15 protein-coding genes are annotated in these 14,305 nt (G+C 62.9%); 9 read left to right on the top strand and 6 right to left on the bottom strand.

Annotated features, from left to right (window positions below; translation table 11 throughout):
* The first annotated feature begins 106 nt into the window (after nt 1-106).
* Entirely contained in the window at nt 107-847 is a 741-nt protein-coding gene (gene fabG / locus ACX17K_RS07965) for a 3-oxoacyl-ACP reductase FabG (RefSeq protein ID WP_011137123.1), read from the top strand.
* 76 nt (nt 848-923) lie between these two features.
* On the opposite strand, the gene cysB is transcribed toward fabG, so the two are convergent.
* The gene (gene cysB, locus ACX17K_RS07960; protein ID WP_166440111.1) at nt 924-1,868 is read right to left on the bottom strand and encodes an HTH-type transcriptional regulator CysB; all 945 of its coding nucleotides are present in this window, start codon (nt 1,866-1,868) and stop codon (nt 924-926) included.
* Between the two features lie 112 nt (nt 1,869-1,980).
* Between cysB and ACX17K_RS07955 the strand changes: the two genes are divergently transcribed.
* From ACX17K_RS07955 to ispH, 8 genes are all read left to right on the top strand, one after another.
* Nucleotides 1,981-2,685 (top strand): phosphoadenylyl-sulfate reductase, encoded by a 705-nt coding sequence (locus ACX17K_RS07955; protein ID WP_493774390.1) that lies wholly within the window; start codon nt 1,981-1,983, stop codon nt 2,683-2,685.
* A gap of 43 nt (nt 2,686-2,728) precedes the next feature.
* A complete protein-coding gene (locus ACX17K_RS07950) occupies nt 2,729-4,387 on the top strand; it encodes a nitrite/sulfite reductase (RefSeq protein WP_231151257.1) in 1,659 nt (552 codons plus the stop codon).
* Nucleotides 4,371-4,880: a DUF934 domain-containing protein gene (locus ACX17K_RS07945; protein ID WP_493774389.1), complete on the top strand. Its 510-nt coding sequence runs from the start codon at nt 4,371-4,373 to the stop codon at nt 4,878-4,880. Before ACX17K_RS07950 ends, ACX17K_RS07945 begins: the two co-directional genes overlap by 17 nt.
* Nucleotides 4,881-5,120: 240 nt before the next feature.
* On the top strand, nt 5,121-5,801 hold the full coding sequence (locus tag ACX17K_RS07940) for an OmpA family protein (protein ID WP_021479006.1): 681 nt from the start codon (nt 5,121-5,123) through the stop codon (nt 5,799-5,801).
* 131 nt (nt 5,802-5,932) lie between these two features.
* Nucleotides 5,933-6,868 (top strand): bifunctional riboflavin kinase/FAD synthetase, encoded by a 936-nt coding sequence (locus ACX17K_RS07935; RefSeq protein ID WP_493774388.1) that lies wholly within the window; start codon nt 5,933-5,935, stop codon nt 6,866-6,868.
* Complete coding sequence (gene ileS / locus ACX17K_RS07930) at nt 6,865-9,642, top strand: isoleucine--tRNA ligase (protein ID WP_493774387.1); 2,778 nt, start codon at nt 6,865-6,867, stop codon at nt 9,640-9,642. Before ACX17K_RS07935 ends, ileS begins: the two co-directional genes overlap by 4 nt.
* A gap of 69 nt (nt 9,643-9,711) precedes the next feature.
* Entirely contained in the window at nt 9,712-10,194 is a 483-nt protein-coding gene (lspA, locus tag ACX17K_RS07925) for a signal peptidase II (RefSeq protein WP_021479003.1), read from the top strand.
* Nucleotides 10,195-10,287: 93 nt separating this feature from the next.
* Complete coding sequence (ispH, locus tag ACX17K_RS07920) at nt 10,288-11,223, top strand: 4-hydroxy-3-methylbut-2-enyl diphosphate reductase (protein WP_221664634.1); 936 nt, start codon at nt 10,288-10,290, stop codon at nt 11,221-11,223.
* Nucleotides 11,224-11,285: 62 nt separating this feature from the next.
* Here ispH and ACX17K_RS07915 read toward each other — a convergent pair whose 3' ends face one another.
* From ACX17K_RS07915 to xseA, 5 genes are all read right to left on the bottom strand, one after another.
* Nucleotides 11,286-11,477, bottom strand: a complete 192-nt coding sequence (locus ACX17K_RS07915; RefSeq protein WP_231162736.1) for a hypothetical protein — start codon at nt 11,475-11,477, stop codon at nt 11,286-11,288.
* Nucleotides 11,478-11,514: 37 nt separating this feature from the next.
* Complete coding sequence (locus ACX17K_RS07910) at nt 11,515-11,964, bottom strand: hypothetical protein (RefSeq protein WP_493774386.1); 450 nt, start codon at nt 11,962-11,964, stop codon at nt 11,515-11,517.
* A 63-nt stretch (nt 11,965-12,027) separates the two neighbouring features.
* Nucleotides 12,028-12,270: a hypothetical protein gene (locus ACX17K_RS07905; protein WP_493774385.1), complete on the bottom strand. Its 243-nt coding sequence runs from the start codon at nt 12,268-12,270 to the stop codon at nt 12,028-12,030.
* A gap of 39 nt (nt 12,271-12,309) precedes the next feature.
* A complete protein-coding gene (locus tag ACX17K_RS07900) occupies nt 12,310-12,585 on the bottom strand; it encodes a hypothetical protein (RefSeq protein ID WP_493774384.1) in 276 nt (91 codons plus the stop codon).
* Nucleotides 12,586-12,703: 118 nt separating this feature from the next.
* Complete coding sequence (gene xseA, locus ACX17K_RS07895) at nt 12,704-14,068, bottom strand: exodeoxyribonuclease VII large subunit (protein ID WP_493774383.1); 1,365 nt, start codon at nt 14,066-14,068, stop codon at nt 12,704-12,706.
* Nucleotides 14,069-14,305 lie beyond the last annotated feature (237 nt).

Genomic DNA, 14,305 nt, shown 5'->3' with positions numbered 1-14,305 from the left:
CAATAATCGGGGACCCGGCCGGGAAGGCCGATGATGGAGACATCCGGGCTCATCCGTCCTGGCGACCTGATGAGATCTGCAAGCCAGAGAGATAGAAGGAAATCACATGCGTTTGAAAGGGAAAGTATCCATCATCACCGGCTCGGCCAGCGGCATCGGCAAGGCGACGGCGGAGAAATTCGTCAAGGAAGGCGCCATCGTCGCGGTGTGCGACCTGAACCCGGACGCGGTCAAGACCGTGGTGGATGAACTGAAGGCGCTGGGCGGCGAGGCCTACGGCTACAAGGTGGATGTGACCGACAAGGGCCAGATCGCCGAGATGGTCGCCGACCTGAAAAACCGCTGCGGCCGCATCGACGTGCTGGTCAACAACGCCGGCATCGTCCAGGACGCGCAGTTGATCAAGATGAGCGAAGACCAGTTCGACAAGGTGATCGACATCAACCTGAAGGGCGTCTACAACTGTGCCCGCGCCGTGGTGGACACCATGGTGGAGCAGGGCGGCGGCGTGATCCTGAACGCGTCGTCGGTGGTCGGCGTCTACGGCAACTTCGGCCAGACCAACTACGCGGCGGCCAAGTTCGGCGTGATCGGCTTCGTCAAGACCTGGGCCAAGGAGCTGGGCAAGAAGGGCATCCGCGCCAACGCGGTGTGTCCGGGCTTCGTGGCCACGCCCATCCTGAAGGCGATGCCGGAAAAAGTGCTGCAGGCGATGGAAGACAAGGTGCCGATGCGCCGCATGGCAGATCCGGCCGAGATCGCCAACGTCTACGCTTTCCTGGCGTCCGACGAGGCCAGCTACATCAACGGCGCCGCCATCGAGGTGACCGGCGGCCTGACGCTGTAAGCGCTAGCCTGCCCTGCCAAAGAAAACGCCCCGGTTGGTCCGGGGCGTTTGTGTGTCGGCATGCTTCGGCGGGCGATCATTCCTCGTCGTCGACGTCGTGCGCCAGCAGCGCCGAATCCACCTCGCGCCGGTGCAGATGCGGCGCGAACAGCTCAATGAAGGTGTAGGCGAAGCCGCGCAGATAGGCGTCCTTGCGGATGCCGATCTTGGTGGTCGACGGCTCGAACAGGTGGCCGGCGTCGATCGCGGTCAGGTTGTGGTCGCGCTCCGGCTCGAAGGCCATGCTGGCGATGATGCCGATGCCCAGGCCCAGCGAAACGTAGGTCTTGATCACGTCGGTGTCGATCGCGGTCAGCACCACATTGGGCGTCAGGCCCTGCTCGGCGAAGGACTTGTTGATCTTGGAGCGGCCGGCGAAGGCGAAATCGTAGGTGACGATAGGATATTGGGCGATGTCGGCCAGCGTCACCTCCCGCTCCAGCGCGGCCAGCGGATGGCCCTTGGGCACCACCAGCGAGCGGTTCCACTCGTAACAGGGCAGCGTCGCCAGTTCCTTGTACAGCGCGATGCCCTCGGTGGCGATGGCGAGATCGGCCTCGCCGGACACCACCATGTCGCAGATCTGCGTCGGGCTGCCCTGTTTCAGCGACAAGCGCACCTTGGGATAGCGGCGCACGAATTCGGCGATGGCCTGCGGCAGCGCGTAACGGGCCTGGGTGTGGGTGGTGGCGATGGTCAGCGCGCCTTCCGATTCGCGGGAGAACTCGTCGCCGACGCGCTTCAGGTTCTGCGCCTCGCGCAGGATGCGCTCGGAGATGCGCAGCACTTCCTTGCCCGGCTCGGACACCGAGACCACCCGTTTGCCGTTGCGGATGAATACCTGGATGCCCAGTTCGTCCTCCAGCAGGCGGATCTGCTTGGAAATGCCGGGCTGCGAGGTGTGCAGCTTTTCGGCGGCCTCGGAAACGTTGAGGCCCTGCTTGGCCACTTCGACCAGGTAGCGGAGTTGTTGTAGCTTCATCTTGGCGATCTATCCTCTATACAACCTGTAGTCATTAAATACTAACACAATATTCTTTTAGGTTTATAAGCGCTTTGGTTAGGATACGCTCGAACCATCCCCGGAGCGCTTGATGAGCCTGGAGTCCAAACTCGCCGCCACCACGGCCCTGCTGCAAACCGTCGCCGCCGAGCACCCCGACGCGGTGCTGGCCAACAGCTACGGCGCCGAAGACATGGTGCTGACCGACCTGATCGCCCGCCTCGATCTGCCGCTGGAAAGCTTCAGTCTGGATACCGGCCGCCTGCCGGCCGAAACCTATGATTTGATGCAGCGGGTGGCCGAGCGCTATCCAGGCCATCCGGTCAGGGTGTATTTCCCCGACACCGCCGCCACCGAGCAGTACGTCAACTTCCACGGCATCAACGGTTTCTACCAGAGCGTCGAACTGCGCAAATCCTGTTGCCAGATCCGCAAGCTGGAGCCGCTGAAGCGCGCGCTGGCCGGCCGTTCGGCCTGGATCACCGGCCTGCGCCGCCAGCAGTCGCCTACTCGGCAAGACCTGGCCGACAGGGAGTACGACGCCGACAACGGCCTGGTGAAGTTCAGCCCCTTGCTGGAATGGACCGAGGCCGAGGTGTGGCAGTACCTGAAGGAAAACCAGGTGCCGTACAACGCGCTGCACGACCGGCACTATCCGTCGATAGGCTGCGCGCCCTGTACCCGCGCCATCAGCGCGGGCGAGGATGTGCGAGCCGGACGCTGGTGGTGGGAAAACCCGGAAACCAAGGAGTGCGGGCTGCACGCGAAGTCCAGTCCGCTGCAACGCCCCGTTTGAACCGCCGGCCCGCAGTCGTCGGCATTCCCGCTGGAATCCAAACATGTATCGATACGATGAAGTAGACCATCGGCTGGTGCGCGAGCGCGTGGTCCAGTTCCGCGATCAAACCCGCCGCTTCCTGGCAGGCGAGCTGTCCGAGGACGAATTCCGGCCGTTGCGGCTGATGAACGGCCTCTACATCCAGCGCCACGCGCCCATGCTGCGGGTGGCGATTCCCTACGGCCACTTGCGCAGCGAGCAGCTGCGGAAGCTGGCCGACATCGCCCGCCGCTACGACAAGGGCTACGGCCATTTCACCACCCGGCAGAACATCCAGTTCAACTGGCCGGCGCTGGAGAGCGTGCCGGACATCCTGGAAGAGCTGTCCACGGTGGAAATGCACGCGATCCAGACCTCCGGCAACTGCGTGCGCAACACCACCACCGACGCTTTCGCCGGCGTGGCCGACGACGAGCTGTTCGATCCGCGCCCCTACTGCGAGATCATCCGGCAGTGGAGCACGATGCACCCGGAATTCACCTTCCTGCCGCGCAAGTTCAAGATCGCGGTGTCCGGCAGCGTGGAAGACCGCGCGGCGACCATGGTCCACGACATCGGCCTGCACGTCAGCCGCAACGAGGCCGGCGAGGCGGGATTCAAGGTGATCGTGGGCGGCGGCCTGGGACGCACGCCGATGGTGGGCGAAGTGATCCGCGAGTTCTTGCCGCGCCAGCATCTCTTGACCTATCTGGACGCGGTTTTGCGGGTGTACAACCGTTTCGGCCGCCGCGATAACAAGTACAAGGCGCGGATCAAGATTCTGGTCAAGGCGCTGACGCGGGACGGTTTTGCCGCCAAGGTGGAGGACGAATGGCGCCATCTGAAGGATGGCCCGGCGACTCTCCGCGACGAGGATGTCGTCCATTACGCCAGCTTCTTCGGTGATCCGGCTTACAAGATGCTTGCCGACGACCCGGCCGAGCTGGCCGGTCCGCTGGCCGAGGACAAGGCCTTCGCCCGCTGGTTCGAGCGCAACACCCGCGGCCACCGGCTGTCCGGCTACCGTTCGGTGGTCCTGTCGCTGAAGGAGACCGGCGCGCCGCCGGGGGACATCAGCGCCGAGCAGATGGAAGCCGCCGCCGACTGGGCCGAACGTTTCGGTTTCGGCGAGCTGCGCGTAGCCCACGAACAAAATCTGGTATTGCCGGACGTCGAGCAGAAGGATCTGTACACGCTGTGGCGAGAGGCGCGGCAACTGCGCATGGCGACGCCGAACATCGGCCTGCTGACCGACATCATCAGTTGTCCGGGCGGCGACTTCTGCTCGCTGGCCAATGCGCGCTCCATTCCGGTGGCCAACGCGATCCAGAAGACTTTCGACGATCTGGATTATTTATATGATCTGGGCGACATCGCCTGTAACTTCTCCGGCTGCATGAATGCCTGCGGCCATCACCACATCGGCAATATCGGCATTCTCGGCGTCGATAAGAATGGCGAGGAGTGGTACCAGATCACGCTGGGCGGCAGCCAGGGCAGCGACACCGCCATCGGCAAGGTGATCGGCCCGTCTTTCGCCCAGGCCGACGTGCCGGTGGCTTTCTCCAAGATCATGCAGGTCTACATCGAGCGGCGGCAGAACGGCGAGCGCTTCATCGAAACCTTGCGCCGCCTCGGCGCCGAACCGTTCAAGGAGAGGGTGTATGCCCCAGTTCATTAAGGATGGCCGGCTGCAGGCCGACCACTGGCGGCTGCTGCGGCCGGACGAGAGCGGCAAGCTGCCAGACGCGGATCCCGCCGAGGACGTGATCGTGCCGCTGGCCAGCTGGCTGGCGGATGCCGGCGCTTGGCGCGCGAGAGAGGGGAACGTCGGCGTCTATCTGTCGCCGGACGACGATCCGGCGCAATTGCAGCCTTATCTGGCCGAACTGGCGCTGGTCGCCGTGGATTTTCCCGCCTTCACCGATGGACGCGGCTACAGCCTCGCCAGGCTGTTGCGCGAGCGCTATGATTATGCAGGCGAGCTGAGGGCGGTGGGCGATGTCTGGGCGGATCTGATCCGGCCCTTGTGGCAGGTGGGTTTCGACGCCTTCGCGGTCAAGGACGGCAAGTCGCTGGATGATGGTGATTATTACAATACCTTCAGTGATAGCTATCAGGTGACTTATAGGCAGCCGTTGCCACTGTTTCGCCGACGCGTCACAAGACCGTAATGTGTCGCATGATCGATACAGCTTCGGGTATAATTTAGCGAAATGTGATGTATTTATACAACGCTGACGCGACAAAGCGCCCGACGCCGTGTTGACATGGTGTTGCAGCATTCCTATAGTGCGGGTTAACTGCATCAACACAGCATGTAGCCATCCCTGATGTTTGCAGTCAACTTAGTTCGCGTGGTCTTTGCGTCAGCCCGCATTGCTACCCATTTTATAGATTAAAGAGGGAATAACATGACTAAACAGCTGAAACTGAGCGCACTGGTTGCCGCCCTGTTGGTTTCTGCTAGCGCTTTTGCTGCCAAACCGGGTTATGCCGTTGACCAATCCACTGACGCAGTGACCCGCAACAGCTACGGCGAATGCTGGAAGACCACCTATTTCGACAAGGCCAAGGACGGTCTGGTTGAATGTGGCGATCGCGAAGCCGCCAAGCCGGTTGTCGCCGCTCCGAAGCCGGCTCTGGTTTCCGTGAAGGAAAAAGTGACCCTGTCCGCCAAGGTTCTGTTCGACTTCAACAAGTCCGTTCTGCGCGCTGACGCCAAGAACGAACTGGACCCGCTGGTCGCCAAGCTGAAGGCTCACGCCGGCAAGGGTTACCTGAACGGTGTTGAAATCGACGGTTACACCGACTTCATGGGTTCCGACAAGCTGAACAACGCTCTGTCCCAGAACCGCGCCGACGCTGTTAAGAACTACTTCGTGAACGCTGGCGTGCCGGCCGAGAAGGTTGCCGCAGTTGGCAAGGGCAAGGCTGAAGCCAAGATGACCGAAGAGTGCAAGGCCAAGTTCCCGAAATACGTGAAGAACAAGAAGCAAAACGCCGAAATCAAGGCTTGCATCGAGTCTGACCGTCGCGTAGAAGTGACCATCGACGCTGTTAAAGAGTCCGTGGTAGAGAAGTCTGGCAACTAATTTTTGCCAAACGTCAAAAAGCCCCGCAACAAGCGGGGCTTTTTGTTTGCTTTCCTTCCAGATCATGGCTGGACGCTATCGCTAGCCGGCGGCTACAATCGAAGGTTTCGGGACGTATGTAAAGACAGCGAATGCAGGTATTTCTGGGGGATCCGCGTCGTTTCGCCCTGCCAGGATGCGCGTTGACCATCGGCAACTTCGATGGCGTGCACCAAGGCCACAGGCGCATGCTGGAACGTTTGCGTTCGGAAGCGCGCGCGCGCGCGTTGCCAACGGCTTTGCTGACCTTCGAGCCGCACCCGCGCGAGTTTTTCGCCCGCGCCAATCCGCCGGCTCGCTTGTCCACCTTGCGCGACAAGTTCGCGCTGCTGGAAGAGCTGGGCTTGATCGATTACGTGTTCGTTTACCGTTTCAACCACAGCTTTTCCAATATGTCGGCGCAGGGTTTCGTCGACCAGGTGCTGGTGCGGGAACTGAAAACACGGTATTTGTTGATCGGCGACGATTTCCAGTTCGGCGCCGGCCGCAAGGGCGATTTCGAGTTGCTGGCTTCCTGTCCGCACTTCGCCACCGAGGCGATGCCGTCGGTGCTGGTCAAGGGCGAACGCGCTTCCAGCACCTTGGTACGCGAGCGCTTGGGCGCCGGCGATCTGGACTCGGCCAACGCGCTGTTGGGCGGCGTATACCGGATATCGGGCAAAGTGATGCATGGCCAGAAGCTGGGACGCACGATAGGCTTTCCCACCGCCAACATCCACCTGCCGCATTTGAAGCCGGCTCTGAAGGGCGTGTTCGTGGTGGAGGTCGACGCGCCGCAGGGCCGCCTGGGCGGCGTGGCCAGCCTGGGCCTGAACCCGACGGTCAGCGACACCCCGGATTACAAGCTGGAAGTGCATTTGTTCGATTTTTCGGGCGATCTGTACGGCCAGCGGCTGACGGTACGCTTCCTGAAGAAACTGCGCGACGAAGAGCGCTATGATGATCTGGCGACCCTGGTGGCCCAGATCGAGCGCGACGCGGCCAGCGCCAAGACCTATTTGACAAGTTTGCAGCGAGAGCAGGCATGAGCATCGATTATCGTAAAACCGTAAACCTGCTGGATACACCCTTCGCCATGCGCGGGGATCTGGCCAAACGCGAACCGGCCTGGGTCAAGCGCTGGCAGGAAGAGAAGCGCTACGACAAGCTGCGCAAACTGTCCGCCGGCCGGCCCAAGTTCATCCTGCATGACGGCCCGCCGTACGCCAACAACGACATTCATCTGGGCCACGCGGTCAACAAGGTGCTGAAGGACATCATCGTCCGCTCCAAGACGCTGGCCGGCTTCGACGCGCCCTATGTGCCGGGCTGGGACTGCCACGGCCTGCCGATCGAGCTGATGGTCGAGAAGCTGCACGGCAAGGACATTCCCGCCGCCAAGTTCCGCGAACTGTGCCGCGAATACGCCAAGGAGCAGGTGGCGCGCCAGAAGAAGGGCTTCATCCGTCTGGGCGTGCTCGGCGATTGGGACAATCCCTATCTGACCATGGATTTCAAGACCGAGGCCGACATCGTCCGCACGCTCGGCAAGATCCATGAAAACGGCTACCTGACCAAGGGCGAGAAGCCGGTGCACTGGTGCATCGAGTGCGGCTCGTCGCTGGCCGAGGCCGAGGTGGAATACGAAGACAAGGTGTCGCCGGCGATCGACGTCGGCTTCAAGGTGATCGACGCCGACAAGGCCTCCGCCGCTTTCGACGCGGACGCTTCCGGCGCCATGGCTGTGATCTGGACCACCACGCCGTGGACGCTGCCGGCCAACCAGGCCGTCGCCGCCGGCGCCAATCTGGATTACCAGCTGGTCGACACCCCTAAGGGCAAGCTGATCCTGGGCAAGGATCTGGTCGAGTCGGCGATGAAGCGCTACGGCGTCGACGAATATCGCGTGCTGGGCGAAGCCAAGGGCGAGGCGCTGGAGCTGATCCAGCTGCGCCACCCGTTCTACGACCGTCAGGTGCCGGTGATCCTGGGCGACCACGTCACCACCGACGCCGGCACCGGCCTGGTGCACACCGCGCCGGCCCATGGCCTGGAAGACTTCCAGGCCGGCCTGCAGTACAAGCTGCCTATCGCGAACCCGGTTGCCGACGACGGCCGCTACAAGAGCACCACCGAGCTGTTCGCCGGCATGCTGGTATGGGACGCCAACCCGCGGGTGATCGAGACGCTGGAGTCGCACGGCACGCTGGTGCACAAGGCCAAGCTGGAGCACAGCTACCCGCATTGCTGGCGCCACAAGACGCCGATCATCTTCCGCGCCACGCCGCAATGGTTCATCAGCATGGACCGTCAGGCCAATGGCGGCGAGACGCTGCGCGAGATCAGCCAGCGCGCCGTCGACGCTACCGAGTTCTTCCCGGCCTGGGGCCGCGCGCGTCTGGACGCGATGATCAAGAACAGCCCCGACTGGTGCGTATCGCGCCAGCGCAACTGGGGCGTGCCGATGACCTTCTTCATCCACAAGGAGTCGGGCGAGTTGCATCCGCGTTCCGCCCAGCTGCTGGAGGAAGTGGCGCTGCGCATCGAGCAGCAGGGCATCGAAGCCTGGTTCAGCCTGGACGCCAAGGAATTGCTGGGCGACGAGGCCGAGCAATACCGCAAGCTGACGGACACGCTGGATGTGTGGTTCGACTCCGGCGCCACCCACTTCGCGGTGCTGAAGCAGCGCCCGGAGCTGGCCTGGCCGGCAGACCTGTACCTGGAAGGTTCCGACCAGCACCGCGGCTGGTTCCAGTCGTCGCTGAAGACCGGCTGCGCCACCATCGGCCGCGCGCCGTACAAGCAGCTCTTGACCCACGGCTTCACCGTGGACGACAAGGGCTACAAGATGTCCAAGTCCAAGGGCAATGGCATCGCGCCGGAAGAGATCTGCGGCACTCTGGGCGCCGACATCCTGCGTCTGTGGGTCGCCAGTGCCGACTACTCCGGCGACATGTCGCTGTCGCAGGAGATTCTGAAGCGCACTACGGAAAGCTACCGCCGCCTGCGCAACACCATCCGCTTCCTGCTGTCGAACCTGTCGGACTTCGATCCGCTGGAGCACACCGTGCCGCTGGAGAAGATGGTGGAGCTGGACCAGTACGCGCTGCTGCGCGCCCGCGAGGTGCAGGAAAAAGTGGTGGGCGAGCTGTACTCCCGCTACGCCTTCCACCACGTGGTGCAGGAAGTGGTCGGCTACTGCTCGGAAGACCTGGGCGCGTTCTACCTGGACGTGATCAAGGACCGCCTGTACACCACCCAGGCCGGCAGCCACGCCCGCCGCAGCGCGCAGACCGCCTTGTACCACATCACCCGCAGCCTGTTGCTGATGGTGGCGCCCATCCTGTGCTTCACCGCCGACGAGGCGTGGAATGTGCTGGTGGACAGCGAGGAAGAGTCCACGCTGTACCACATCTGGCATGAGTTCCCGGCGCAGGCCGTCGAACGCGAGGCCGCCTTGTCCGCCAAGTGGCAAGCGATCCGCGAGCTGCGCGTCGCGGTTAACAAGGAGATCGAGGAGCTGCGCAGCGCCGACAAGCTGGGCTCTTCGCTGCAGGCGGAGATCGAAATCGACGCGCCGGCCGAGCTGGCCCGCCATCTGGCCAGCCTGGGCGAGGAACTGAAGTTCGTGTTGATCGTGTCCAAGGCGGGTGTGCGCGAGGCTGGCGAGCTGGCCATCCGGGTATCCCCGTCCGCGCACGGCAAGTGCGACCGCTGCTGGCACTACCGCGCCGACGTGGGCAGCCACGCCGGACACGGCGCCGTTTGCGGCCGTTGCGTCGACAACCTGGACGGCAAGGGCGAGCCGCGGCTGCACGCCTGACCGTCCGCCGGGGCCGCCGAGGCGGCCCCGCCAGCCCATGGATACCGATAGATGGATTCTGCAATGACTATGCCCGGCGCCCGCAGCTGGCCCAAGTGGTTCGCGCTGGCGGCCCTGGTGATCGTACTGGACCAGATCAGCAAGCTGTATTTCAACAGCCGCTTCCAGTACGGCGAAATTCGGCCGGTGGTGGAAGGCTTTTTCAATTTCACCCTGGTCTACAATCCCGGCGCGGCGTTCAGTTTTCTGCACGATGCCGGCGGTTGGCAGAAGTATCTGTTCACCATCCTGGCCTTCGCCGTGTCCGGCTGGCTGGGATGGAACATCGTCAAGCGGCGTTTTTCCGGCATGATGAACCTGGCCGCGGCCTTCATCATGGGCGGCGCGCTGGGCAATGTGATCGACCGCCTGGCTTATGGCCACGTTATCGATTTCATCATGCTCCACTACTACAACCAGTGGTTCTACCCGGCGTTCAACCTGGCAGATTCCTTCATCTGCGTCGGCGCGGCGCTGATGGTGTTGGACAGCCTGAAAAAACCGTCGAACTGAGACACGCCGTTGTGAATGCAAGGCGATGGCCCGCGCAGCGGGCCATTCGCGCACCTGCCGGGACGCGGTTCCGGCTCGATTGAGGAAATTCTGATGACGAAGACCATCATGCTCGCCAACCCGCGCGGCTTCTGCGCCGGCGTCGACCGGGCCATCGCCATCGTCGAGCGCGCCATCGAGCTGTACGGCGCACCCATCTACGTGCGCCATGAAGTGGTGCACAACCGCTTCGTCGTCGATGACCTGCGCAACAAGGGCGCGGTGTTCATCGAGGAATTGAAAGACGTGCCGCCCGGCAGCACGCTGATCTACTCCGCCCACGGCGTGCCGCTGACGGTGCGGGCGGAGGCCGAGGCGCTGGGGCTGACGGTGTTCGACGCCACCTGTCCGCTGGTGACCAAGGTGCATGTCGAGGTGAAGAGGATGCACAAGGCTGACATGGAAATCATCATGATCGGCCACGCCGGCCATCCGGAAGTGGAAGGCACGATGGGCCAGGTGGATTCCGGCATGTATCTGGTGCAAACGGTAGACGACGTCGCCACGCTGCAGGTCAAGCGCGAGGACGCGCTGTCTTACGTCAGCCAGACCACGCTGTCGGTGGACGAGACCCGCGACATCATCGCCGCGCTGAAGGCCCGCTTCCCCAAGATCCACAGTCCGAAGAAAGACGACATCTGCTACGCGACGCAGAACCGCCAGGACGCGGTGAAGCTGCTGGCCGACCAGTGCGATATCGTGGTGGTGGTGGGATCGCCCAATAGCTCTAATTCCAACCGCCTGCGGGAAGTGGCGGCGCTGAAGGGCGTCGACGCCTATATGGTCGACAACGCCAGCTTGCTGGAGCCGGAATGGTTCGTCGGCAAGCGCCGCGTCGGCGTCACCGCCGGCGCCAGCGCGCCGGAAGTGCTGGTGCAGGCGGTGATCGACCGCATCAAGGCGTTCGACGTCACCCAGGTCACCGAGCTGCCCGGGGTGGAGGAGAGCACAGTATTCGCGCTGCCGCCGGCGCTGCGCCCGCAAGCCTGACGCGAATTCGTATCGCAAAAGCCAAGGCCGCTCCATCGGGAGCGGCCTTTTTCATGGCGGGCTCAGGGCTGCGGAACGAAGCCGGTCGTCGGCGGCTTGCGCGGCACGAAGCCGGTGCTCGGCCCGTTGTTGGCCTGCCCGCCGGATACGCATTCGATCTCGTCGGCGCTCAGGCGCACCAGCTGGGCGATTTCCAGGCTGCGGTCGAGCTGAGCGTCCCACTCGGCGTGTTGAAGGGTCTGGCTTTGCTTCATGGCGATTTTCCTTTTCTGAGCGATTGCTGGAAGGGGTTCAGTGGCCGGCGGCGGCGTGCCGGGGCGGGATTCGGGCCTGGGCGATGGCTTCACCCGGCAGGCGATCGATGGATACCACCTGTGGACAGCGCGCGCAGGCGTCGCGGCCGTGCTGGCTCCACCACATGCAGCGGGGCCGTATCGCGCAGTAGGCCAGCCGGTCCACCACTTCGTCCGCCGCGGCCACCACGCGCTCGGCCAGCGTGCAGCGCGAGGCGGCATTGTCGTGATGGGCGCAACGGGCCTGGGCGCAAGGACCGGCGGTGCGGAACACTTCCTCCGGCGCGATGCCGTCCAAGCGGGAACGGTCGATCCCGGCGGCCGGCAGCATTTGTTTCAGATAGATCACGCGACGCTGATGCGCGCTGCCGCCCACGATGCCGAACACCATATTGCCATCGCCTTCGAAGGTGGAGCTGGGACAGAGCCGGGTTTGGTCGTTGTTCATATTGGTTCGCGAAGCGCCTGAATGAATGTTCGCCCGCCGCTTGGGCGGAATGGATGGCCGCTTTTATTGCTTGGCTGATGGCTGTACGATTTTCCCTGTCATGCGCGGCGGATTTTCCTGCGCGCCGCCGCTGATCATTTCTATTTCCTCGGCGCTTAATCGAATCATTTTGGCAAGGTCCAAACTTTTCTGAATTTGGCTTTCAAATTCGGCGGCGCTATTGATTTGCTTCGGTTTCATATTCAATGCCTTGTGTTGATGGGTTTCATGCGGCTGTTTGTCAGCCTTGTTTAAATTGGTCAGCATGTTTTCTCACGCCATTTTTATATAGCCAACAGCGACCATTCAATTGCGAACATTCATTAAAATCAATGCGCTGCGCGGATGAATGTTTTTGTTGCGGCGCATGATCGCAAAGCTAAATGACGTCGTCAATCGGAAAGGATTAATCTGGATCAGCAAATGCGTGATTTGATAAGAATATGGCGCGGAGAAATAAAATAAGGCGGGATTTATTTTAAGCTGCGCTTGGATAAATAATCGGCAAATTATTTCTGTGGAAATAAACCGTTCCGGAAGAGTGAAACGGAAATGAAAAAAGACGCCGGCGGCGTCTTTCACGGGATGGGGCTGATAGTCGGCGGCACCGGGGTGAAACCAGAGGCGTGGCCAGGCGCCGTTGATGGCGCATCTGGCTCCTTGCCGCGAGGTTTTCGCCGGCAGGGATCTTTAGCAGGCCTTAAAACGGCAGCTGGGCTTGCGCGCCTTCGGAATGCTCGATACGGGCTTCGGTGCTGCCTTCGGCCAGCCGCAGCGTCACCTTTTCGTGGTTGAGCAGCTCGGCCGGGTTCTTGACCGCCTGGCCATCCTGTTTTTGCACGATGGCGTAGCCGCGCGCCAGCACGGCATCGGGATTGAGCGCGGTCAGCGTGGCGGCCAGCTGCGCGAGCCGCTGGGCGCGGCGCTCCAGCAGCCGGTCGCGCGCGCGGATCAGCGCGGCCTGCCGTTGCTGCAGCGCCTGTCTGCCCGCGTCCAGATCCGGCTGGTGGCGGGCGAGGCGGGTGCCGGCCAGCTGCAGCCGCCAGCGGCCCTGTTCGAAGGCGGCATGTACGCGTTGCTTCAGCGTTTGCGACAGCGTGTTCAGCCGTTCGCGCTGGGTTTGCAATCTGGCGCCGGGGTGGGTCAGCCGGCGGCCGAGGAAATCCAGCTGCTGGGCCTTGTCGGTGAGCAGCCGGCCCAGCGCCCGCTCCAGCGCGCGGCGGGTTTGCTCCAGCTGAATGGCCAGGTGCTCGCGGTTGGGCGATACCAGCTCCGCCGCCGCGGTCGGCGTCGGCGCGCGGCGGTCGGCGACGAAGTCGCAGATGGTGAAGTCGGTTTCGTGGCCGACGCCGCTGACGGTGGGAATCGGGCAGGCGGCGACGGCGCGGGCGACGATTTCCTCGTTGAACGACCACAGGTCTTCGATGCTGCCGCCGCCGCGGCAGACGATCAGCACGTCGACCTCGCGGCGCTCGCCGGCTTGGCGGATGGCATCGGCGATCTGCCGGGCCGAGCTTTCGCCCTGCACCTGGGCCGGGTAGAGGATCAGCGGGATGCCCGGCATGCGGCGGCGCAGCGTGCTGACCACGTCGCGCAGCGCGGCGGCGGCGGGGGAGGTGACGATGCCGATGGCCGCGGGGTGGACGGGCAGCTCGCGCTTGCGGGCATTGTCGAACAGACCCTCGGCCTGCAGCCGCGCCTTCAACCGCTCGAAAGCCTCGTACAGCCTGCCTAGCCCGGCGGCGCGCATCTCGCCGACGTTGATCTGGAATTCGCCCCTGGCCTCGTACAGCGTCACCTGGCCGCGCAGCTCCACCTGCATGCCTTCCTGCGGCCGGAACGGCAGCAGGGACAGCTTGTGGCGGAACATCACGCAGCGCAGCTGGGCGCCGCCGTCCTTCAGCGAGAAGTAGGCGTGGCCGGAGGCGGCCAGCGTCAGGTTGGAAATTTCCCCGCCTATCCACACTGGCGGAATGCCCGCTTCCAGCAGGTCCCGCGCCATGCGGTTGAGGGAGGAGACGCTGATCACGTCCTGGCTCTGATCAGGGAAATTGTATCTTGTCAAGTGATCCACAATGCTTCACTGGAGTAAATATTCAAGGGACGCGGGCGGCCTCCCACCTGCGTAGCGTTTGATATCTGATTCAAAGTGCAATCAAATCAATATCTTACAAAAATCAATCCCCGGCGTGAAAAACCAGTGGAAGCCGCGCTTGGCAAGGGTTTAGCCCAACTGTGCACCGGCTTATCAACAAAGTTATCCACAGCGGGCCGCAAAGCTTGGCGCAGCCTTGTTCCCTGC

The organism is Chromobacterium sp. INPA-IVC (assembly GCF_059047085.1).
The sequence above is the reverse complement of the archived record's forward strand: the minus strand, read 5'-3'. Positions and strand labels throughout refer to the sequence as shown.